The organism is Aeromicrobium sp. (assembly GCF_049587115.1).
Classification (GTDB): domain Bacteria; phylum Actinomycetota; class Actinomycetes; order Propionibacteriales; family Nocardioidaceae; genus Aeromicrobium.
Genome location: NZ_JBAVDI010000019.1, coordinates 1 through 20,483, shown reverse-complemented (window position 1 = coordinate 20,483; position 20,483 = coordinate 1). Strand labels below are relative to the sequence as shown.

23 protein-coding genes, 3 tRNA genes and 1 pseudogene are annotated in these 20,483 nt (G+C 64.4%); 24 read left to right on the top strand and 3 right to left on the bottom strand.

The annotated features are described in order from the left end of the window. Positions 1 to 49 precede the first annotated feature (49 nt). From WB461_RS01780 to WB461_RS01765, 4 genes and pseudogenes are all read left to right on the top strand, one after another. Positions 50 to 122, top strand: a tRNA-Thr gene (locus WB461_RS01780). Positions 123 to 150: 28 nt separating this feature from the next. Next, a tRNA-Met gene (locus tag WB461_RS01775) sits at positions 151 to 224 on the top strand. A 56-nt stretch (positions 225 to 280) separates the two neighbouring features. Next, positions 281 to 451 carry a 50S ribosomal protein L33 gene (gene rpmG, locus WB461_RS01770; protein ID WP_423851006.1) on the top strand — a complete coding sequence of 57 codons (171 nt, stop codon included), beginning with the start codon at positions 281 to 283 and terminating at the stop codon, positions 449 to 451. A 3-nt stretch (positions 452 to 454) separates the two neighbouring features. Further along, positions 455 to 1,558 (top strand): annotated as a pseudogene (locus WB461_RS01765) (UDP-N-acetylmuramate dehydrogenase); the annotation flags it as partial. Positions 1,559 to 1,629: 71 nt separating this feature from the next. Here the strand turns inward: WB461_RS01765 and WB461_RS01760 are convergent. The 3 genes from WB461_RS01760 to WB461_RS01750 are packed head-to-tail and all read right to left on the bottom strand — an operon-like array spanning position 1,630 to position 3,402. Continuing rightward, positions 1,630 to 2,001 carry a DUF4190 domain-containing protein gene (locus WB461_RS01760; RefSeq protein ID WP_423851005.1) on the bottom strand — a complete coding sequence of 124 codons (372 nt, stop codon included), beginning with the start codon at positions 1,999 to 2,001 and terminating at the stop codon, positions 1,630 to 1,632. 25 nt (positions 2,002 to 2,026) lie between these two features. Then, on the bottom strand, positions 2,027 to 2,368 hold the full coding sequence (locus tag WB461_RS01755; RefSeq protein ID WP_423851004.1) for a DUF4190 domain-containing protein: 342 nt from the start codon (positions 2,366 to 2,368) through the stop codon (positions 2,027 to 2,029). After that, entirely contained in the window at positions 2,368 to 3,402 is a 1,035-nt protein-coding gene (locus WB461_RS01750) for an adenosine deaminase (protein WP_423851003.1), read from the bottom strand. The genes WB461_RS01755 and WB461_RS01750 overlap by 1 nt, the downstream gene beginning before the upstream one ends. 312 nt (positions 3,403 to 3,714) lie before the next feature. On the opposite strand from WB461_RS01750, the gene WB461_RS01745 reads away from it, so the two are divergent. From WB461_RS01745 to WB461_RS01650, 20 genes are all read left to right on the top strand, one after another. Beyond that, positions 3,715 to 3,787: transfer RNA gene (locus WB461_RS01745), tRNA-Trp, on the top strand. A gap of 32 nt (positions 3,788 to 3,819) precedes the next feature. Next, positions 3,820 to 4,041: a preprotein translocase subunit SecE gene (gene secE / locus WB461_RS01740; RefSeq protein WP_118394296.1), complete on the top strand. Its 222-nt coding sequence runs from the start codon at positions 3,820 to 3,822 to the stop codon at positions 4,039 to 4,041. Between the two features lie 16 nt (positions 4,042 to 4,057). Next, positions 4,058 to 4,909: a transcription termination/antitermination protein NusG gene (gene nusG, locus WB461_RS01735; protein WP_423851002.1), complete on the top strand. Its 852-nt coding sequence runs from the start codon at positions 4,058 to 4,060 to the stop codon at positions 4,907 to 4,909. Positions 4,910 to 4,958: 49 nt separating this feature from the next. After that, positions 4,959 to 5,387 (top strand): 50S ribosomal protein L11, encoded by a 429-nt coding sequence (gene rplK, locus WB461_RS01730; protein ID WP_423851001.1) that lies wholly within the window; start codon positions 4,959 to 4,961, stop codon positions 5,385 to 5,387. A gap of 87 nt (positions 5,388 to 5,474) precedes the next feature. Then, a complete protein-coding gene (gene rplA / locus WB461_RS01725; RefSeq protein WP_423851000.1) occupies positions 5,475 to 6,188 on the top strand; it encodes a 50S ribosomal protein L1 in 714 nt (237 codons plus the stop codon). A gap of 114 nt (positions 6,189 to 6,302) precedes the next feature. Then, a complete protein-coding gene (locus WB461_RS01720; RefSeq protein ID WP_423850999.1) occupies positions 6,303 to 7,127 on the top strand; it encodes a hypothetical protein in 825 nt (274 codons plus the stop codon). A gap of 241 nt (positions 7,128 to 7,368) precedes the next feature. Beyond that, positions 7,369 to 8,034: a 50S ribosomal protein L10 gene (rplJ, locus tag WB461_RS01715; RefSeq protein ID WP_423850998.1), complete on the top strand. Its 666-nt coding sequence runs from the start codon at positions 7,369 to 7,371 to the stop codon at positions 8,032 to 8,034. A gap of 54 nt (positions 8,035 to 8,088) precedes the next feature. Continuing rightward, positions 8,089 to 8,478, top strand: coding sequence for a 50S ribosomal protein L7/L12 (gene rplL / locus WB461_RS01710; protein WP_423850997.1), 390 nt, complete (start codon positions 8,089 to 8,091; stop codon positions 8,476 to 8,478). Between the two features lie 273 nt (positions 8,479 to 8,751). Beyond that, positions 8,752 to 9,711: an ABC transporter ATP-binding protein gene (locus WB461_RS01705; RefSeq protein ID WP_423850996.1), complete on the top strand. Its 960-nt coding sequence runs from the start codon at positions 8,752 to 8,754 to the stop codon at positions 9,709 to 9,711. Positions 9,712 to 9,793: 82 nt separating this feature from the next. Beyond that, entirely contained in the window at positions 9,794 to 10,513 is a 720-nt protein-coding gene (locus tag WB461_RS01700; protein WP_423851046.1) for an MlaE family ABC transporter permease, read from the top strand. A gap of 2 nt (positions 10,514 to 10,515) precedes the next feature. Beyond that, on the top strand, positions 10,516 to 11,361 hold the full coding sequence (locus WB461_RS01695) for an MlaE family ABC transporter permease (RefSeq protein WP_423850995.1): 846 nt from the start codon (positions 10,516 to 10,518) through the stop codon (positions 11,359 to 11,361). Positions 11,362 to 11,364: 3 nt separating this feature from the next. After that, positions 11,365 to 12,771, top strand: coding sequence for an MCE family protein (locus tag WB461_RS01690; protein WP_423850994.1), 1,407 nt, complete (start codon positions 11,365 to 11,367; stop codon positions 12,769 to 12,771). Continuing rightward, on the top strand, positions 12,768 to 13,850 hold the full coding sequence (locus WB461_RS01685; RefSeq protein ID WP_423850993.1) for an MCE family protein: 1,083 nt from the start codon (positions 12,768 to 12,770) through the stop codon (positions 13,848 to 13,850). The genes WB461_RS01690 and WB461_RS01685 overlap by 4 nt, the downstream gene beginning before the upstream one ends. Next, positions 13,847 to 14,842 (top strand): MCE family protein, encoded by a 996-nt coding sequence (locus WB461_RS01680; RefSeq protein ID WP_423850992.1) that lies wholly within the window; start codon positions 13,847 to 13,849, stop codon positions 14,840 to 14,842. The genes WB461_RS01685 and WB461_RS01680 overlap by 4 nt, the downstream gene beginning before the upstream one ends. Beyond that, positions 14,839 to 16,017, top strand: coding sequence for an MCE family protein (locus tag WB461_RS01675; RefSeq protein ID WP_423850991.1), 1,179 nt, complete (start codon positions 14,839 to 14,841; stop codon positions 16,015 to 16,017). The genes WB461_RS01680 and WB461_RS01675 overlap by 4 nt, the downstream gene beginning before the upstream one ends. Further along, positions 16,017 to 17,372, top strand: a complete 1,356-nt coding sequence (locus WB461_RS01670) for an MCE family protein (protein WP_423850990.1) — start codon at positions 16,017 to 16,019, stop codon at positions 17,370 to 17,372. Before WB461_RS01675 ends, WB461_RS01670 begins: the two co-directional genes overlap by 1 nt. Continuing rightward, complete coding sequence (locus tag WB461_RS01665; RefSeq protein ID WP_423850989.1) at positions 17,369 to 18,610, top strand: MCE family protein; 1,242 nt, start codon at positions 17,369 to 17,371, stop codon at positions 18,608 to 18,610. The genes WB461_RS01670 and WB461_RS01665 overlap by 4 nt, the downstream gene beginning before the upstream one ends. Positions 18,611 to 18,642: 32 nt before the next feature. Beyond that, positions 18,643 to 19,179 (top strand): hypothetical protein, encoded by a 537-nt coding sequence (locus WB461_RS01660; protein ID WP_423850988.1) that lies wholly within the window; start codon positions 18,643 to 18,645, stop codon positions 19,177 to 19,179. Beyond that, positions 19,176 to 20,036 carry a hypothetical protein gene (locus WB461_RS01655; protein WP_423850987.1) on the top strand — a complete coding sequence of 287 codons (861 nt, stop codon included), beginning with the start codon at positions 19,176 to 19,178 and terminating at the stop codon, positions 20,034 to 20,036. The genes WB461_RS01660 and WB461_RS01655 overlap by 4 nt, the downstream gene beginning before the upstream one ends. 214 nt (positions 20,037 to 20,250) lie before the next feature. Next, positions 20,251 to 20,483 (top strand): hypothetical protein (locus tag WB461_RS01650; RefSeq protein WP_423850986.1); only part of this gene is annotated, 233 nt, incomplete at its 3' end.

Here is a 20,483-nt window from a genome sequence, read left to right as displayed (position 1 = left end):
CCCGATTTCGCACCGGGGCCGATCACCCTGTATCTTTGGCTGTCGGCTTGCCCCCTTAGCTCAGTCGGTAGAGCGCTTCCATGGTAAGGAAGAGGTCTTCGGTTCGATTCCGTAAGGGGGCTCTGGGAAACGGGGAGACTCGGGACCCGTGGCGGGGTAGCTCAGGTGGTTAGAGCACACGGCTCATAATCGTGGTGTCGCGAGTTCGAGTCTCGCCCCCGCTACCGCACAACTGCACACGTAAGACCTTCAGCATCATCGATCAAGAAGAGGCACCCTCGTGGCCAGCAAGAGCTCAGACGTTCGTCCCAAGATCACCTTGGCCTGCACCGAGTGCAAGGAACGCAACTACATCACGAAGAAGAACCGTCGCAACGACCCCGATCGTCTCGACCTGAAGAAGTTCTGCCCGCGCTGCAAGCTTCACCAGGTGCACCGCGAGACTCGCTGACCCCAGCTCTGTTCGACGGCTCCCCCTGCTTCGGCAGGAGGGAGCCTTCGTCGTTCTCGCTGCGAGGACGCTGCTAGCGTCGCGCCCATGGACCTCGCGGAGCTGACGACCCTGCGGCTGGGCGGCCCGGCCCGCGCCGTCGTTGACGCGACCTCCGAGCAGCAGCTGCTCGACGCCGTGCGGATCGCCGACGAAGCGGGCGACCCGGTCCTGATCGTCGCCGGTGGCAGCAATCTGGTCGTCGCTGACGAGGGCTTCCCGGGGACTGTCATCCGGGTTCTCACTCGGGGCATCGCGGTCGACGCCGACGCGTGCAGCGGTGCGATGGTCACGGTCGCGGCCGGCGAACCGTGGGACGACGTCGTGGCCCGGGCCGTCGATGAAGGATGGGTCGGCGTCGAAGCATTGTCAGGCATACCCGGCTCCACCGGAGCCACCCCGATCCAGAACGTCGGGGCCTACGGCCAGGACGTCGCTCAGACGATTGCAACCGTGCGTGCCTACGACCGCTTCGAGCGCGTCATCCGCACGATCCACGCGGTGGACTGCGGGTTCGGCTATCGGCACAGCCGCTTCAAGGCCGACCCCCACCGGTGGCTCGTCCTGTCAGTCACCTTCCAGTTCCGGCTGGGCGATCTCGGCGCGCCGATCGCGTACGCCGAGCTGGCCCGCACCCTGGGCGTCGAGATCGGCCGGCGCGCTCCGGCGGTCGAAGTGCGCGAGGCGGTCCTCGCGCTGAGGCGGGGCAAGGGCATGGTCCTGGACGCCGACGACCACGACACGTGGAGCGCCGGCTCGTTCTTCACCAACCCGTTGCTCGATGTCGAGCAGGCCGACGCGCTGCCGGCCGAGGCGCCGCGGTTCTCGCAGCCGAACGGCTCGATCAAGACCAGTGCTGCATGGCTGATCGACCACGCCGGATTCGGCAAGGGCTATGGCACCGGATCGGTGTCGCTGTCGACCAAGCACGCGCTAGCCGTCACCAACCGTGGCGATGCCACGACCGACGAGCTGTTGACGCTGGCCAGGCGCATTCGTGCGGGGGTGCGTGAGACCTACGGCATCACGCTGGTCAACGAGCCGGTCCTCGTCGGCTGCGAGTTGTGACGGTCGCACCAGGTTTCAGAAGGGCCGAGTAGTCATCGCGATGGTGACACCATCGCCAGCCGTGCGGCAGCTCAGCCGACGGCAAGCGCGATCAGGATCAGCGGAATGGCCACGAGGAGCATCAGGGCCAGGATCGACGTCCCGACGATCCCGAGGATCTTCCCGGCACTGGCCTCTGAGCGTCCGGAGTAGGCGGCGGGGTTGGCGTCGATCTCGTTGACCGCTCGATTGCCGATGACCCAGGCGAAAGGTGCGATCACGCCGCACACCACAAGGCCGAGGATGCCGAGGATCAGGGCCGTGACGGCCTGCGGGTGCTTGGCCGGGGGCACGTAGTACGGCGCGGGTCCCGGCGCCGGCGGCGGATAGGCGCTGCCCCAGGTTGGCGGCGGCTGGTCTCCCGGAGGTGGGGTGGGCCCGGGGCGGTCGTCCTGGTCGCTCATGCGGCCAGCCTTCCACACGCCTGCGTCAGCGTCCGTAGCCCGCATCGAATCGCGACGCCAGAAGCGCCAGCGACGCGACGACGAGCAGCAGCAGGAGCAGGACGCCGAGCAGCGCGGTACCGATGATCCCGAGTACCAGGCCCGCCTTCGCCGCTCCGCCACCTCTCCAACGCAGCGGCTCACGCTCGGCCTCGCGCTCGGCGACGGCGCCGTAGTACCAAGCCAGTGGGCACACGACCACCGGGACGATGAGGACGAAGAACCCCGCCACCCCGACGAGACCGAGGATCAATGCCGTCGTGGCCCGTGGATGAGCCGGTGGTTGCGCGAAGGGCGAGGCTGGGCCGTACGGATGTGGCGACGCCATCAGGAGGTTCCTCCCTGGCCCGGTGCAGCGGCCAGCCAGTCGTCGATGCGGGTGAGCGTCGTGTCGACGATGTCCGATGGAGCGCAGGACCTGCGCACCGACATCCGTGCCAGCTCGGCCAGCTCGGCGTCGGTGAACTCCTGTGCGGCGCGCAACACGACGTACTGCCCCGCCAGACGCGATCCGAACAGCAAGGGATCGTCGGCGCTCAGTGCGACGTCGACGCCCGCGTCAGTGAGCTGACGGACGGGGACTTCCTCCAGCGTGCTGTAGACACCGAGCGACACGTTGGAGGTGGGGCACACCTCGAGCGCGACCCCGCTGGTGGCGATCCGATCGAGCACGGCTGCACTCTCCGCGGCCCGCACACCATGCCCGAGTCGCTGCGGGTGCAGGTGGTCCAGGCACTGGGTGATGTGCGCCGGCCCCCGCAGCTCGCCGCCGTGCGGCACCAGCGTCAGGCCTGCGCGCTCGGCGATCGCGAACGCCGGGCCGAACGACTCGGTGTCGCCGCGGCGCTCGTCATTGGAGAGCCCGAACCCGATCACGCCCCGGCCGGCGTACTGCGCTGCCAGGCGAGCGAGGGTGCGGGCATCCATCGGGTGGCGCGTGCGGTTGGCGGCCACGACAACCCCCATGCCGATGCCGGCCTGCTGCTCGGCGCTGCGCGCAGCGTCGATGACCAGGTCGGTGAACGCCGTGATGCCACCGAACCGCGCGGCATAGCCCGACGGGTCGACCTGGATCTCGGTCCAGACCGATCCGTCGGCGGCGTCGTCCTGGGCTGCCTCGAGCACCAGCCGGCGCACGTCGTCCTCGGTGCGCAGGACCGAGCGTGCGACGTCATACAGGCGCTGGAACCGGAACCAGCCCTTCTCGTCCGCCGTGCTGAGGTGCGGTGGCCAGTCCTCTACCAGCGAAGCCGGGAGTCGGATGCCGTCCCGATCGGCCAGCTCCAGAAGCGTGCCGTGCCGCATCGAGCCGGTGAAGTGCAGGTGCAGGTGGGCCTTGGGAAGCGCAGACAGTGATCTCATCTCTCCAGGCCCGGTCCCCACCGTCCCATCGTCCCATCGTCCCATCTGCCATCAGAGGTCGGCTGCCGCGGTGGTGAGATCGCCGGTGGCCGCCCTTCTTCGCGGGCCCTTCGAGCCGGATCGTGATGGAGCACGAGTTGCCGGGCGCAGCGGCCATGGTTCGATCCTGAACATGAGGATGGCTCAGGTTTTTGTCATCCCCGGCTCGGTTCGACGGAGCCGGGGCGCACCCCGTACACTTGACCGACCGGTGATATTTCACTCTAGATCGTCATGCCCTGATCTGGGCTGAGCGTGGAGCGGAATTGACTGAGGGCAGTAGCTCAACTGGTAGAGCATCGGTCTCCAAAACCGAAGGTTGGGGGTTCAAGTCCCTCCTGCCCTGCGAAACACGACCATGACGAATGAAGGAGTACCGTGAGCGACCGTCACGAGCTGGCTGGCACGTCCGGCAAACGCACGTCGCCGATCACGTTCTATCGACAGGTGATCGCCGAGCTTCGCAAGGTGGTCTGGCCGACCCGCCCCCAGGTGGTCAACTACTTCTGGGTCGTTCTCGTGTTCGTGCTCGTCATGATGGCCATCGTGGCTGGACTCGATTATGGGTTCGGCAAGGCCGCTTTCTGGATTTTCGCGTAGCAACCAAAGGACCACTGTGACTCAAGGTATCGACCCTTCGACCAGCTCAGAGACCGACGAGGTCTCCGAGCTCGAGTCGGCGACCGCCGCCGCGGACGACGCCGTTGGCGAGGACGTCGTTGGCGAGGACGCCGACAACGCGGTCGCGGCTGACGCCCCGGCAGACCAGCCCGATGAGGAGGTCTCCGCCGAGGAGACTCCCGACGCCCAGGAGACTCCCGACGCCGAGGAGACTCCCGAAGCGGAGGAGCCGGTTGCGGACGCGCTGCAGGAGTTCAAGGATCGCCTCTACAGCCAGTTCGGCGACTGGTACGTCGTGCACACCTACTCCGGCATGGAGAAGCGGGTCAAGTCCAACCTGGAGAACCGGGTCACCTCGCTCAACGCCGAAGACTTCATCTTCGAGGTCGTCGTGCCGACCGAAGAGGTCGCCGAGATCAAGAACGGTCAGCGCAAGCTCGTCAAGCGCACGGTCCTGCCCGGCTACGTCCTGGTCCGGATGGACCTCACCGACGAGTCGTGGGGCGTCGTTCGCCACACGCCGTCCGTCACGGGCTTCGTGGGTAATTCCCACCAGCCCGTGCCCCTCAGTCTTGCCGAGGTGGAGAGCATGCTCGCCCCGGCAGTGGAGGCGGAGGTCGCAACCGCGGCCGAAACCCCCGATCAGCAGCAGACGAAGGCCTCCAAGGTCGAGTTCTCCGACTTCATCGTCGGCGACTCCGTCATGGTCGTCGATGGACCGTTCGCCACGCTGCACGCGACCATCACCGAGATCAACATCGATGCACAGAGGGTCAAGGCCCTCGTGGAGATCTTCGGCCGCGAAACTCCGGTCGAGCTCAGCTTCACCCAGATCCAGAAGGTCTGAGCCAACCGGTTCACTTCAAGCACCAACCATTCAGTCAAGGACCCGAGAAATGCCTCCCAAGAAGAAAGTCGCAGCCATCGTCAAGGTGCAGCTGCAGGCCGGTATGGCCAACCCGGCGCCGCCCGTCGGCACCGCGCTCGGCCCCCACGGCGTCAACATCATGGAATTCTGCAAGGCCTACAACGCGGCCACAGAAGCCATGCGTGGAAACGTCGTCCCGGTCGAGATCACCATCTACGAAGACCGCACCTTCAGCTTCGTCACGAAGACGCCTCCGGCGGCTGAGCTGATCAAGAAGGCCGCCGGTCTGAAGAAGGGCTCGCCGATCCCGCACAAGGAGAAGGTCGGCAAGATCTCCAAGGACCAGATCCGCGAGATCGCGACGACCAAGCTGCCCGACCTCAACGCGACGGATCTCGACGCGGCCATGAAGATCGTCGAGGGCACTGCGCGCTCGATGGGCGTCACGACCGACTAGCACCACTTCATCCAGCACCACTAGTGGCAGGGCCGGCTGGGCCCGTATCGACCACGACTGGTTCACACCAAAGAAAGAAGACCAGAGATGGCACAGCACAGCAAGGCGTACCGCGAGGTCGCCGAGAAGATCGACAAGGACAACCTCTACACGCCCCTCCAGGCCACGACACTGGCCAAGGAGTCGGGGAGCAAGAAGTACGACTCGACCGTCGACGTCTCGATGCGTCTTGGCGTCGATCCCCGCAAGGCCGATCAGATGGTGCGAGGCACCGTCAACCTTCCGCACGGCACCGGCAAGACCTCACGGGTCCTGGTCTTCGCCACCGGCGCCAACGCCGACGCCGCGCGGGAAGCCGGAGCCGACTTCGTCGGAGCCGACGAGCTGGTCGACAAGGTCAACGAGGGCTGGCTCGACTTCGACGCCGTCGTCGCGACGCCGGACATGATGGGCAAGGTCGGTCGTCTCGGCCGGGTCCTCGGACCGCGCAACCTGATGCCCAACCCGAAGACCGGCACCGTCACGACCGACGTGGCCAAGGCCGTCTCGGACATCCAGGGCGGCAAGATCGAGTTCCGTGTCGATCGCCACGCCAACCTGCACTTCGTGATCGGCAAGGCATCGTTCACCGCTGAGCAGCTCGCCGAGAACTATGGTGCAGCGCTCGACGAGGTCCTGCGGCTCAAGCCGTCGAGCTCGAAGGGTCGCTACGTCAAGAAGATCACGGTCTCCACGACCAACGGGCCCGGCGTCCCGGTCGACCCCAGCCGCACCAAGGCGTACTCGGTCGACGAGGCCTGACGCGCCTGAGCATTCACGGACCCGATCGGCAGCCACCTGCCGGTCGGGTCCGTTGTCTATCCGAGGCTCTTGTCCGGCGCTTGCGGGTGAGTGTTCGCCTTCTATGCTCGACCCATGACGATCATGCGGAAGCCTGCTCTGCTGGTTGTCGTCGTCCTGATGGCGGCAGTGTCGCTGTCCGCCTGCGGCGACAAGGACCGGGAGACGAGCGCGTCACCTGGTCCCACCCCACGCATCTCGAAGGCCTCAGCCGATCTGACGCAGGCGAGCTTCATGTCGGTCGTGACCCAGGCGCAGCGCAAGGCCGGTACGAGTCACGTGGTGATGGCGTTGGGCATCGGTGGCCAGCGTCTCAAGGCTGACGGTGACCTCAAGATCGGTTCGGGTGCCGAAGACACGGCGATGAGCCTGAAGATCGACATGGGCTCAGCCGTCGAGGGCTTTGAGATGCGGCTCGTCAACCGGATCTTCTACCTCGACGCGGGCCCGATGACGCAGGGCAAGTTCGTGAAGATCGACCTCACCGACGAGTCGAGCCCGCTCGGCCAGCAGTTCGGCCCGATGCTGGGCCAGCTGGATCCGGCCACGCAGCTCGAGCAGCTGAACGAGGCCATGACGTCATTCGGGAAGACGGGCAACACGGAACGGATCGACGGGGTCGATGCGCAGCCCTACGAGATCGTCGTCGACACCGCCAAGATCGCCCTGTTTGCCGACCTGCCTGGCCGTGCCGCGGCGTCGATCCCGGAGAGGTTGACCTTCACGATGTTCGTCGGCCCCGATGATCTGCCGCGCCGCATCGTCGCGGACGTGATGGGCTCGATCGTCACGGTGAACTTCTCCCGGTGGGGCGACGACGTCGACATCCGGGTGCCCTCGTCCGGCGAGCTGTCGGACCGTGACCCGAGCACTTTCATGGGCGGGGTGCTGGCCGGCTGACGACTGTGGCGGAGGCGATTTGGTCGGGGTCGAACCGTGCCTTACGCTTGAGGTGCCGAAGACCGCTGGTCGGTGACTCGCAGAGTCGCCTCAAGCGCCCGGAAGGGCGGCCCGCGCAGGTTGCAGATGTTGTTCCATCAGACGTCCCGCGCCTCGCGCCGGGACGTTTTTTTTCGTGTCGGGCCCGTGTACGCACATGGGGTCGCAGTCTTCGTACGACCCATGTGCTGGAAGGAGACCCATGGCAAACCCGGACAAGACAGCCGCCGTTGCCGCGCTCGCAGATCACTTCCGCGAGTCCAACGGTGCTGTTCTCACCGAGTACCGCGGTCTCACCGTGAAGCAGCTGCAGGAACTGCGGCGAACTCTCGGTGTGAACGTGAGCTATGCCGTCGCCAAGAACACGCTGACCAAGATCGCTGCCAAGGACGCGGGAGTGGAGCTCGACACCGATCTCCTCACCGGTCCGACCGCCATCGCCTTCATCAAGGGCGATGCGGTGGACGCGGCCAAGGGTCTGCGTGACTTTGCGAAGGCCAACACGCCGCTCGTGATCAAGGGAGGCTTCCTCGACGGGAAGATCCTCACTGCTGACGAGATCAACAAGCTGGCCGACCTCGAGTCGCGCGAGGTCCTCCTCGCCAAGCTCGCAGGTGGCATGAAGGCCAGCCTCACGAACGCCGCGTCGCTGTTCAACGCCCCGCTGTCGCAGGCTGCCCGAGTTCTCGGTGCACTGCAGGCGAAGGCCGAGAGCGACCCGTCGGTCCTGGCAGCGGGCCTCGCGCCCGCCGCCCCAGTCGAGGAGGCCCCCGCGGCCGAGTCGACGCAAGCAGCAACTCCGGCCGAGGCAACCGCCGACGCCGCCCCTGTCGAAGCGTCTGCCGACGCCGAGACGACCGAGGGCTGAAAGCCCGATTCACATCGGGACCCCCTCGGGGTCTCATAACGGAAGGACGCCACCATGGCGAAGCTCAGCACTGGCGATCTGCTGGATGCATTCAAGGAAATGACCCTCATCGAGCTCTCCGAGTTCGTGAAGGAGTTCGAGGACACGTTCGACGTCACCGCGGCCGCTCCGGTTGCAGTGGCTGCGGCTCCCGCCGCCGGTGGCGCTGCCGCCGGTGACGACTCCGCGGAGCAGGACGAGTTCGACGTCATCCTCGAAGGTGCCGGCGAGAAGAAGATCCAGGTCATCAAGGAAGTTCGGACCATCACCGGTCTCGGACTCAAGGAGGCCAAGGACCTCGTAGAGGGCGCCCCGAAGCCTGTCCTGGAGAAGGCCAACAAGGAAGCTGCCGACAAGGCGAAGGATGCCCTCGAGGCCGCTGGCGCCAGCGTCACTGTCAAGTGACACGTCGCTGAATCCGACCACAGGCGCCTCTTCCTTGCGGGAGGGGCGCCTGTGGCATGTCCAGGTGGCACGCATCGCGTTTGTCACTCAGAGTTACCTGGGGTAAGTTGCACCGGATCCCCGGTTGTTACCTGTGAGTCACAAGACATCGCGAGTCCGTAACCTGTGTTGCCGATTATCGTTAGTATCTGTGTCCACAGTCACACCGACCTAGGATGAGGGAGTTCTGTCGGAAGTCGCCGGCAGACCACGGAGAGCAAGGAGGGGCCGTCCGTGGGCGTTGAAGTCGTCGTCGAAGGCCTGACCAAGAAGTTCGGTAGTTCGTTGATCTGGAAGGACGTCTCACTGACGTTGCCAGCTGGCGAGATCTCCGTGATGCTCGGACCGTCGGGCACCGGCAAGTCGGTGTTCCTGAAGACCCTGATCGGTCTGCTCAAGCCCAATGAAGGGCATGTGTGGATCGAGGGCACGGACATCGCGAACTGCAAGGAAAAAGAGCTCTACGAGATCCGCAAGCTGTTCGGTGTCCTGTTCCAGGACGGCGCCATGTTCGGCTCGATGGACCTGTTCGACAACGTGGCGTTCCCGTTGCGCGAGCACACCAACAAAAAAGAGTCCGAGATCCGCACCATCGTGATGGACAAGATGGAGCTGACCGGCCTCGTGGGTGCAGAGAACAAGCTTCCCGGTGAGATCTCCGGCGGTATGCGCAAGCGCGCCGGACTCGCTCGCGCGCTGGTGCTGGACCCAGAGATCCTGCTGATCGACGAGCCGGACTCCGGTCTTGACCCGGTCCGCACCTCGTACATCAACCAGCTGTTCATCGACCTGAACGCGCAGATCGAAGCGACGTTCCTGATCGTGACCCACGACGTCAACACGGCCCGCACCGTCCCCGACAACATCGGCCTGCTCTACCACCGCCACCTGGCGATGTTCGGTCCGCGCGAGATGCTGCTGACCTCTGACGAACCGGTCGTGGCGCAGTTCCTCAACGCGCAGACGGTCGGCCCGATCGGAATGTCCGAGGAGAAGGACGCCGACGAGCTGGCCAGCGAGAAGGGCATCGAGATGCCGCCGCTGCCGCCCGTTCCGCTGCAGCTCGAGCCGTCCGACGGCCGACCGCGTCGCGCCCAGCGCGAGGCTGGTGGCTGGTGCCGCGACAACGGCGTCACTGCTCCCCCTGGCTCGTTCGGAGAGAACATGCCTCTGGCCGCTGGCGGTGCTGTGTGATTCAGCATCTCCGGGAGGTGGCGACGTGAGTGCAGCCGTCGTCGTCGGGCCTGCGAGGGTCTCCGGCAACCTCTTCGCCTTCATGCTCGACGTCGTGGTCGCGCTGTTCCGGCGACCGTTCCAGCTCAAGGAGTTCCTGCTCCAGGCCTGGTTCATCGTCAAGGTCACGATCGTGCCGACCGCATTCGTCTCGATCCCCTTCGGCGCGGTCATCGCGCTGCAGGTTGGCGGGCTGATCAAGCAGTTCGGTGCACAGTCCTTCACCGGATCAGCGGCCGTCCTCGCGGTCGTCCGCGAAGCCGGCCCGATCGCGACCGCCCTGCTGATCGCCGGCGCCGCCGGCTCCGCGATAGCGGCGGACTTCGGTGCACGCCGCATCCGCGAGGAGCTCGACGCCATGATGGTGCTCGGCATCGACCCGATCCAGCGGCTCGTCGTCCCCCGCGTTCTCGCGGTGATGCTGGTGGCGGTGTTCCTCAACGGACTGGTGACGGTCGTGGGGGTGGCGGGCGGCTACGTGTTCAACGTGGTCCTGCAGGACGGCACCCCAGGTGCCTATCTAGCGTCCTTCACTGCGCTCGCGCAATTACCGGACATGTATCAGGGGATGATCAAGGCGTTGATCTTCGGCTTCATCGCCGCGATCGTCGCGTCCTACAAGGGCATGAACGCCAAGGGCGGGCCCAAGGGAGTCGGTGACGCGGTCAACGAGGCCGTCGTCATCACGTTCACCCTGCTCTTCATCGTCAACTTCGTCATCTCGGCGATCTACCTCCAACTCGTACCCCCGAAGGGAATGTGACGATGGCTGACAAGACAGTTCTGTCCAGCGTCGCTGCCCTTCCGGGCCGCGCCGGCGGGGCCCTGGACGACCTCGGTCGTCAGATGCTCTTCTACATCCGTGTCATCCGGTCCGTGCCGCGCACGATCGTGACCTATGGCAAGGAGATCGTCCGGCTGCTCGCCGAGGTCGCCCTTGGCTCGGGATCGCTCGCTGTCATCGGCGGCACGGTTGGTGTCATCACGGCCATGTGCTTCTTCACCGGCACCGAAGTCGGCATCCAGGGCTACGCGGCCCTCGACCAGCTGGGCACGGCCGCACTCACAGGCTTCGTGTCCGCCTACTTCAACACCCGCGAGATTGCGCCGATCGTGGCAGGTATCGCCCTCGCTGCGACCGTTGGCTGCGGCTTCACCGCCCAGCTCGGCGCGATGCGCATCAGCGAAGAGATCGACGCGCTCGAGGTCATGGCCATCCCGTCGCTGCCGTTCCTGGTGACCACCCGGGTTATCGCCGGTCTTGTCGCCGTCGTCCCGCTGTACATCGTCGGTCTGCTGTCGTCATATTTCGCAACCAGATTGACGATCACCAAGATCAATGGGCAGAGCGCCGGCACCTATGACCACTACTTCACGACGTTCTTACCACCGGGTGACGTCTTGTGGTCGTTCGCAAAAGTCTTGATCTTCGCGATTGTCGTCATCATGATCCATTGCTACTACGGCTACTACGCCAGTGGCGGACCGGCCGGCGTGGGCGTGGCCGTGGGCCTGGCTGTGCGCACATCCATCGTCGCGATCAACGTCGTCGACCTGCTCGCCTCGATGGCGATCTGGGGCACGAACGTCACCGTGAGATTGGCAGGCTGACCCATGGCGCGTACACCTGTCCTCGAGCGGTCACTGTCCCTGAAGATTCTCGGCGCCGCGTTCATCGCGATGCTGGTCTTCTTCGTCTGGCTGACCAATGCCTTCTTCACCAAGGCCTTCGTCTCCTCGGTCCCGGTGACCCTGACGACCTCGACCACCGGCCTCAACCTTCCGCAGAATGCCGACGTCAAGCTTCGGGGCATGATCGTGGGCGAGGTTCGCAAGGTCGAGCCGAACGGCGACGGCGTCAAGATGACGTTGGCGATGAACCCCAAGTACATCGGCGACGTCCCGCAGGGCGTGACTGCCCAGCTGATCCCCAAGACGCTGTTCGGTGAAAAGTACGTCTCGCTGATTCCACCGAGCAACGACATCACGGGTGGAGCGAGCCTCAAGGCCGGCGACGTCATCACCAAGGCCAACGTGCCGATCGAGGTCGAGACGCTGCTCAACGACCTCTACCCGTTGCTGACCGCTGTCGACCCGGTCAACCTCAACTACACGCTCAGCGCGCTCGCGACCGCTCTGGAAGGGCGAGGCGAGAAGCTCGGTGAGACTCTCGTGACGACCAGTGAATACCTGCGGAAGACCAATCCGGATCTCCCAGTGCTGATCGACGACCTGAAGAACTTCGGAACAGTCGCCGATGGCTACTCGGCGGCCATCCCGGACCTGGCGCGCCTGTTGCGCAACTCGGTGGTCACCGGTAACACCGTCGTGTCGAAGAATTCCCAGCTCACCGCCTTCTACCAAGAGGGCGCGGACCTGGCCAAGACGCTGACGACGTTCACCGAGGCCAACGGCGAGAATCTCGTCACCCTGGCCAAGGAGGGACGCCCGATCCTTGAGGTCTCTGCGAGATATTCATCGACATTCCCGTGCTTCCTGGGCGCCCTTCGACAGATCATTCCCAAGGTTGACAGCACCTATCGAGAGAACATGTTGCACATCACGATCGAGCTGATCCCCCAGGAGAATCAGCCCAACGCCTACGCCAAGTCCGAGAATGCGCAGGTCCCTTCGCGCAAGACCTTCGAGACGAACCCGGCACTCACGCCGACCTGCCTGGATCTGGACGACATCAACAAGGGAATCCAGAAGTACGGACAGGACACGAAGGCAGGTCCGTACCCGGGGCCGGATCCTGAGATTTTCAAGCTGTCCGGCATCAAGGAGTCGCACAACGGCATGTTCGGCAAGGACTCGGACTACAACCGCCCGGCCGCGTCGAGCACCGGACTGGTGGATCTGGTCTCACCCAGCCTCGATGGCGTCAATTCCGCCCACGAGCGTGACCAGCTGAACGTCCTGCTCGGCGCCAGCCTCGGTATGAAGGCAACTGATGTGCCTGACCTGGGATCGCTGCTGGTCGGACCGATGCTGCGCGGAACGCAGGTGAGAATCCGATGAAGCAGATCGACAAGGAGTCCATCTCCGCCCTGATCAAGCTGGGATTCTTCCTGGCCATCACGGGCATGTTCACCCTCGTGTTGATGTTGATCCTGAGCAACGGATCGTTCGGCAACCGCACCGGCTACAAGGCAGTCTTCGAGGACGTCACCGGCGTCGCGAAGGGCGACGACGTCCGCATTGCCGGAGTCGTGGTCGGTTCGGTCAAGAAGGTCGACATCGTTCGCCGCGACAAGGCCATGGTCACCTTCGACGTGGACGCCGACACCCCGTTGACGGCAAACACCAATGTGACCATCAAGTTCCGCAACCTGGTCGGCCAGCGTTACATGGCGTTGACCCAGGGCGCCGACGGTGCCAAGAAGACCTTGAAGGCCGGCAGCGTCATCCCGGAGAGTCGCACGCAGGAGGCTTTGGACCTCAACGTCCTGCTCAGCGGTTTCAAGCCGGTGTTTCAGGCGCTCTCACCCGGTGACACCAACAAGTTCGCGTACGAGATCGTCCAGACGCTGCAGGGCGAGAGTGGAAACGTCAAGACGCTGATGGCCCGCACCTCGTCGCTGACCAACACCCTGGCTGGCCGCGACCAGCTCATCGGCGACGTCATCATCAATCTCAACGAGGTGCTCGAGACCGTGGGCAACCGCGATGTCGAGCTCACCCAGACGATCGACACGCTCCAGCAGTTCGTGAGCGGCCTGAAGAAGGACCGCAACGCGATCCTGGACTCGGTCGACTCGATCTCGGGCCTCTCGGAAGAAACGGCTGACCTCCTCGTCCAGGGGCGCCCGGCGCTGACCGAGGACATTCGTCAGCTCAACCTGCTGACCAAGAAGTTGAGCAAGCCCAAGAATCTGCGTCTCGTTTCGGACGCTCTGCAGATCCTCCCGTTCAAGATGACCAAGCTGGGCAATGCCGCCTCCGCTGGGTCAGAGTTCAACTTCTTCCTCTGCGAGCTGAAGGGCAACATCGTCATCCCAGAGATCAAGCTCAATTCGGTCGTCGTGGCACCCAAGACGATTCTCAAGATCGGTGGAGACGGCGGAGCCGACGTCGGCGGAGCGAGGTGTGAACCATGAAACCGTTCCGTGAGCGCAATCCCGTCGTGATCGGTGTCATCGGACTCTCGGTGATCGCCCTGCTCCTCCTCGCCGCATTCCGTGCCGACGACCTGCCCATCATCGGTAGCGGCGACACCTATTACGCCGACTTCGCCGAGATCGGTGCCCTGAAGGCGGGCAACGAAGTGCGCGTCGCGGGCGTCTCTGTCGGCAACGTCAAGGGCGTCGAGCTCAAGGGCGACAAAGCCCGGGTGACCTTCAAGATGGACAAGGGGACCAAGCTCGGCAACGACACCGAGGCCGGGATCCGCATCCGTACCTTGCTGGGCGCTGAGTTCCTCGCTCTGCAGCCCAAGGGACCCGGCGATCTGCCCAAGGGCGCCATCATCCCCGTGTCACGCACCACTCCTCCCTACGACGTCGTCCAGGCCTTCTCCGACCTCAGCGAGAACACGGATCAGATCGACGTCCCGGCGTTGGCGTCTGCGCTGGATTCGCTCAACGACATCGCCGCCGAGACCCCCGAAGAATTCCGGGGCGCCATCAAGGGGCTGTCGGCACTGTCGAGCAACCTTGCCGCCCGTGACGGGGAGATCAATTCCCTGCTGGTCAACCTGAAGAAGGTCTCGGGCGTCCTGAACTCACGCAATGACGAGCTGGTCACCCTCTTCAAGGATTCTGACGTGCTCTTCCAGGCGATCAGCGAGCGGCGCGACTCCATCCACCGTCTGCTGGTCTCCACGCAGAGCATCTCTGCCGAGCTGCGGGCGCTGGTCAAGGGCACGCGTGCAGATCTCAACCCCGCACTCAAACAGCTCGAAAAGGTAACGGCCATGCTGCGCAGAAACGAGGCAAGCATCGACGAGTCGCTGCGGATCTATCCCGGCTTCACGCGCGTGTTCGCCAACGCCCTGGGAACCGGACCCTGGTTCGACACCTACCTCGCGGGAGTGCCGCCCAACCTCGGCGTTGCTCAGCAGTTGAAGGACGCACTGGGGGTGGCGCCGTGAGCTCCGCCGGAATCCTGCAACGATTGACTGCCTTCTCGAAGCCCGCTGTCGCGTTCGTCATCTTGATGCTGCTCGCGGCATCTCTGTTGGTGTTCGGTGGCGGCAACGACAAGCGGTATGTCACGGTCGAGTTCGACCAGGTCAATTCCGTCTACCAGAATTCTGATGTCAAGGTTCTGGGCGTGCCGATCGGCAAGATCGAGAGCCTCACGCCCCGCGGCAACGTGGTCCGGGTCAAGCTTTCCTACGACCCGAAGTACAAGCTGCCGGCCGACGTCAAGGCCGTCGTCGTCTCTCCGTCGATCGTGGGCGACCGTTTCATCCAGCTCGCGCCGGCCTACAGCGGCGGCCCGACCCTCAAGGACGGCGGCTTCATCCCCGTCGATCGCACGGCCGTTCCGGTCGAGCTCGACCAGATCTATCAGTCGTTGGACGACCTCTCGGTTGCGTTGGGACCCAAGGGCGCCAACAAGGAGGGCTCCCTCAGCAACCTGATCGACAACACTGCGCGTCAGTTCGACGGTCAGGGAGCACAGCTGAACGAGACGATCTCGAACTTCGCCAAGCTCAGCACGACCCTGTCCAACAACAAGGACGAGCTGTTCGGCAGCCTGAGGGAGGTCGGGGAGTTTGTCCAGCTGCTCAAGACCAACGACTCGTCCGTCCGGGCATTCAACACGAGCACCGCACAGGTCTCGACCGTGCTCGCAGGAGAGCGAATCGACCTCGAGAAGACCCTGAAGGCGCTCAGCCTGGCCCTCGTGGATGTCAACAGCCTCGTGAAGGAGAATCGCGGCGTGTTGCGCACCAACGTCAAGAACCTGCAGTCGGTCACCAAGGTGTTCGCCAACCGTCAGAGCGAGCTGGCGGAAGCCTCGATCAATGCTCCGACGGCATTGAGCAACGTCTCGATGGCCTATTACGCCAAGTTCGGCACCCTCAACACCCGAGCGAACATCGGTGAGCTGGTCGGCGGTCTCAAGGATCCCTCGACGTTCCTCTGCGCACTGCTGGGGGAGTCCTCGGCTCAGGGAGACACGTGCAACACCTTGAAGGGGCTGGCTGCGCAGTTCCCGCCCCCGCCGGCACTTCCTCGCGCTGCCGCCTCGTCTGAACGTCCCCCACGGCTCGAGCAGGTTCACGCCTCGCTGAGCGAGATGCTGGCGGTGAAGTGATGCGCAACCACATCGTCCGAACCGCCGCACTGGGCGCGGTCACTGCACTCGCGGTGAGCGGCTGCGGCTTCACGCCGTACGACATTCCATTGCCCGGTGGCGCGGATCTGGGCAGCGACCCCTACTCCGTCAAGGTCGAGTTCCGCGACGTCCTGGACCTCGTGCCGCAAAGTGCGGTCCGGGTCAACGAGATCGCGGTCGGCAAGGTCACTGACATCCAACTGAACGGCTGGACCGCCATCGTGACGGTCAAGATCAACGGCGACACCAAGCTTCCGGACAATGCCATGGCGACGATCCGGCAGACCAGCCTCCTGGGCGAGAAATTCGTGTCGTTGGCACCCCCGACCGAGGGCGCTGCGGGGTCGCTCAGCGAAGGGGACAAGATCCCGCTCGACCGCTCCGGTCGCAACCCCGAGGTCGAAGAGGTGCTCGGCGCGACATCGTTGCTCTTCAACGGCGGCGGCCTGGAAAAGACCAACACGATCATGCGCGAGCTCAACAAAGCCCTCGACGGCAACGAGGGCGAGGTCAAGAGCTTCATCTCCACGAGCACCGATTTCCTGGCTCAGCTGGACGACAACAAAGCAGCTCTGCTCACCTCGCTGGAGAAGATCGACCGGCTCGCCGTCACGACCAACAAGCAGAAGTCGTCGATCACCAATGCCCTGGACGAGCTGCCCTCTGCGTTCCGCGTGCTGGACCAGCAGCGCGGCGACCTGGTCAAGCTGCTCCAGTCCCTGGACCGGCTGGGCGACGTAGCGACGGACGTCGTGCGACGCTCCAAGGCCGACACAGTAGCCGACTTCCAGGCGCTCCAGCCTGTGTTGACCCAGCTGGCCAAGGCCGGCGACGATCTTGCCTACGACTTCAAGGCACTCCTGACCTATCCGTTCACCGACGGTGTCGTGGGTGGCACGGTCGCCAAGGCGTCGGGACGTTGCGCCAACACCGATCGAGAGAAGAACACCGGAGCATGCTTCGGCGACTACTCGAACCTGTCGGGCAAGATGGACATCGGTGCGGGGCAGCTGGAGAATCTCTTCGGTGGATTCGACCTCACCGGTCTGCTCTCCGACGGCGAGCCCGGCAGCGCGCCGGTCATTCCGCTCACCGATCTCGTTCAGCTGGTCGAGGGCCTCGTGCCCGCATCGCCGGCCCTGCCAGGCGGGGTCGTCCTCCCGGGCACCAGCGGATCGAGTGGCGGTGGCACCACGGGCGAACCGGCTCCCAGTTCGAGCACGCCCAAGAGCGGCGGGATCTGCGGCTTGCTCGGGACCTGCCGCGTGGCGGCCGCGAATCAACCGACCAATGATGTCGGCCGAATCCTGATGGAACCGGTGGTGGCACGATGATCTCCAGGCTGACCAAGATCCAGCTCGTCATCTTCGCCATCGTCACGGTGATCGGCGGCGCGTTCGTCGGAGGACGGTACGCCCAGGTGGACCGGCTGTTCGTCGATCGAAGCTTTCCGGTGTCGGCTCAGTTCAAGGACTCCGGCGGAATCTTCGCCGGCGCCCAGGTCACCTACCGCGGTATTCCGGTAGGAAAGGTCGGGAATCTGCAGTTCAAGGACAGCGGCGTCGAGGCCACCTTGGACATCGAGAACGACGCACCGAAGATCCCATCGGACGTGCTGGCGATCGTGGCCAACAAGTCGGCCGTCGGCGAACAGTTCGTCGACCTGCAGCCGCGCGCCAACTCCGGGCCGTATCTCGCCAGCGGATCCACGATCAGCTTGCAGAACACGCGCATCCCCATCGACACGACGACCCTGCTCGTCGATTTCAACGACTTGGTCTCCTCGGTCAACACCGACAGCGTGCGGACCGTCGTCGACGAGCTGGGCCAGGCGTTCGAAGGCGCGGGACCTGACCTCGGGACGATCTTGGACACCTCCAGCGAGTTCATCTCCACAGCCAGCGACAACATCGATGTCACTCGCGGCCTGATCCTCAACTCGCAGTCGGTTTTGAAGACGCAGATCGACCAGCAGGACAGCCTGGCGACCTTCTCGAAGAATCTCGCTCTGTTCTCGGACTCGTTGGTCAATGCGGATCCCGACGTGCGGCGACTGATCGACGGTGGAACGCAGGGTGCTCGAGCGCTGCGAACCGTCATCGACGAGAACTCGGTCGACCTGGGCAACCTGGTCAACAACCTGGTCACCGCGCAACGTCCGATCTCCAAGAACATCACCGGCCTGGAGTCGATCTTCGTGCTCTACCCCTACTTGCTCGAAGGTGGCTTCACGGTCACGGCGCCTAGCACGGACAAGGGCGAGTTCGACGCGACCTTCGGAATCATGACCGAGCCGCCGCCGCCCGAGCAGGCGCCCCCCGCCTGCACGTACTCCGATGACGGTGGACCGGCGTCGGGATATCGCGCGCGACGGGACCCCGAGGACATCACCGACCGGGAGTTCGTTACCACCCTTGACTGTAAGGTCAAGGACAACGACGTCTCTCGCCAGTCCACCAAGACCAACTTCAACCGGTCGGCAGCCTCCGGAAGTGGCACTGCGCTGCAAGACGTGTCGCTCACCGGAAAGGATTCATGGAAGTGGCTCGTCCTCGGACCAGTAACGCAATGAGTGGATGGACCAAACGCGCGCGAAGCTTCAAGGTGGCAGCAGCAGCTGGTGTGCTGGGGATTGTCCTTGCCGCAGTGGGTGGAGCGCTTCTGCTCACCGGCTCGGCGAGCGGGTCCACCGATGAACGCAAACAGGTGCTGGCCAGGGCGTCGGACTTCGCGGTGGCCTACAACACCTATGACGTGGCCGACCTGGCGGACTACCAGAAGCGGTTGGGCGACCTGCTGAGTCCCAAGTACAAGGCGCAATTTGTGAAGGTGACGGACGCGATCTTCACAGCGATCAAGGACAAGAAGCAGACCAGCGGAGACGCCAAGGTGCTGGCGACGGCTGTCGACAGCATCGACAAGGATTCCTCGGACGTGCTGGTCGCCGTGGATGCGTCGATCTCGAACACGGACAACAAGGCAGCTGTACAGCGTCATTTCCGCTGGGTGGTCTCCTTCGAGAAGATCAAGGGCGAATGGCTCGTCGCCAACTTCGAGAGCGTCGCCCCCGTGACTGCCGAGACGTCGACTCCCGGTACCCCGACGCCAACTCCGACCGCCACTGACGGAGGTGCCAAGTGAGTAGCTCGGACGGTCCGGTCAGGCGTAGGCGCATTGCCGGTGAGAGTGCCCCGGGCCAAGCGGCCAAGAAGTCCGCGGGCGACAAGAACCCGACCCCGAAAGCGCCCAGCGTCAAGAAGGTCTTCGGCAGGAAGCCCGACGCGCCGAAGACGCCGAAGGAGAAGCCGGGTGTCACGGCGATCCCGGCAGACAAGCACAGCGCGAAGACCGCGCCGGCTGGCAAACCCAGCACCAAGACCGCGCCGGCAGGCAGGCCCAGCACCGACGTGGCTGGCAAGAAGGCCGCCACTCAAACTCCAGCTGTCAGTGATCCACGTTCCGTACCGCCCAAGACGTCATCGCCGAAGCCGTCGTCGCTTCGCGAGCGTCGCTGGCTCGTCCTGGGATCATTGGTGGCGATCGCTGCGCTGGTTCTGGGCGGCCTGCTCCTGTACAAAGGCATCCAGGAGCATCGCGGCGGGGGAGACGTCGCGTCGTCCCAGCGGCAGGCATCCGCGGCAGCAAGCGCTGCGGCCGAGACGATCTTCTCCTTCAGGTACGACAAGCTCCCCGATCATCTGAAGGATTCGAAGGCGATCATGACACCCACCTTCGCCAAGGAGTTCGACAAGATCGCGCCCGCGCTCACCGAACTTGCTCCCCAGCGCAAGATCGTCGTCGAAGCGGCCTCGCGAAGTTCGGCCGCGGTCGACTGTGGCTCGAGCTGCTCGGCGAGCAAGGCGACCATCTTGGTGTTCGTCGACCAGGCGCGTCTGGTCTCCGGCTCCGAACAGCCCACCGTGTTCGGAAACCGGATCACGATGTCGATGGTCAAGTCCGACGGCACGTGGCTCGTCAACGACATTCGGGCTCTGTGAGCTTGCGTGTTCCGCGACATCACGACGAAAACCAAATAGACTCCACCACGCAGCGGGCTTTGTCAAGACCCGCCCTTGCTTCGCTGTGGCCTGCGGGTTACACTGAACTTTCGCGCTCGTTCTGTCTGCCCAAGTCCCCTTGACCGGGGTCGATTGGCGTGCGCGCAGCATGATCTCCGAGCCACCCGCCTGCGAGCCCTTGGAAGGACCCCTCTTGGCCGCCTCGCGCACCTCCGCAACTGTTCAGCCCCGCCGCATCTCGTTTGCAAAAATCGCAGAACCCCTTGAGGTCCCAGAGCTTCTCGCTCTGCAGACCGACAGCTTCGCTTGGTTGATCGGCGACGACTCCTGGAAGGCCGGTGTCGAGGAAGCCCTCGCCGGTGGCCGTACCGACATCTCGACGAAGTCCGGTCTGGAGGAGATCTTCGAGGAGATCTCGCCGATCGA

What these genes read in the sequence shown, in the direction of transcription:
- WB461_RS01760 (WP_423851005.1), bottom strand. Translation starts at nt 2,001, where the DNA reads ATGAGCGACCAGGACGACCGCCCCGGGCCCACCCCACCTCCGGGAGAC.
- WB461_RS01755 (WP_423851004.1), bottom strand. Translation starts at nt 2,368, where the DNA reads ATGGCGTCGCCACATCCGTACGGCCCAGCCTCGCCCTTCGCGCAACCA.
- WB461_RS01750 (WP_423851003.1), bottom strand. Translation starts at nt 3,402, where the DNA reads ATGAGATCACTGTCTGCGCTTCCCAAGGCCCACCTGCACCTGCACTTC.
- rplK (WP_423851001.1), top strand. Translation starts at nt 4,959, where the DNA reads ATGCCTCCCAAGAAGAAAGTCGCAGCCATCGTCAAGGTGCAGCTGCAG.
- rplA (WP_423851000.1), top strand. Translation starts at nt 5,475, where the DNA reads ATGGCACAGCACAGCAAGGCGTACCGCGAGGTCGCCGAGAAGATCGAC.
- WB461_RS01720 (WP_423850999.1), top strand. Translation starts at nt 6,303, where the DNA reads ATGACGATCATGCGGAAGCCTGCTCTGCTGGTTGTCGTCGTCCTGATG.
- rplJ (WP_423850998.1), top strand. Translation starts at nt 7,369, where the DNA reads ATGGCAAACCCGGACAAGACAGCCGCCGTTGCCGCGCTCGCAGATCAC.
- rplL (WP_423850997.1), top strand. Translation starts at nt 8,089, where the DNA reads ATGGCGAAGCTCAGCACTGGCGATCTGCTGGATGCATTCAAGGAAATG.
- WB461_RS01700 (WP_423851046.1), top strand. Translation starts at nt 9,794, where the DNA reads ATGCTCGACGTCGTGGTCGCGCTGTTCCGGCGACCGTTCCAGCTCAAG.
- WB461_RS01695 (WP_423850995.1), top strand. Translation starts at nt 10,516, where the DNA reads ATGGCTGACAAGACAGTTCTGTCCAGCGTCGCTGCCCTTCCGGGCCGC.
- WB461_RS01690 (WP_423850994.1), top strand. Translation starts at nt 11,365, where the DNA reads ATGGCGCGTACACCTGTCCTCGAGCGGTCACTGTCCCTGAAGATTCTC.
- WB461_RS01685 (WP_423850993.1), top strand. Translation starts at nt 12,768, where the DNA reads ATGAAGCAGATCGACAAGGAGTCCATCTCCGCCCTGATCAAGCTGGGA.
- WB461_RS01680 (WP_423850992.1), top strand. Translation starts at nt 13,847, where the DNA reads ATGAAACCGTTCCGTGAGCGCAATCCCGTCGTGATCGGTGTCATCGGA.
- WB461_RS01670 (WP_423850990.1), top strand. Translation starts at nt 16,017, where the DNA reads ATGCGCAACCACATCGTCCGAACCGCCGCACTGGGCGCGGTCACTGCA.
- WB461_RS01665 (WP_423850989.1), top strand. Translation starts at nt 17,369, where the DNA reads ATGATCTCCAGGCTGACCAAGATCCAGCTCGTCATCTTCGCCATCGTC.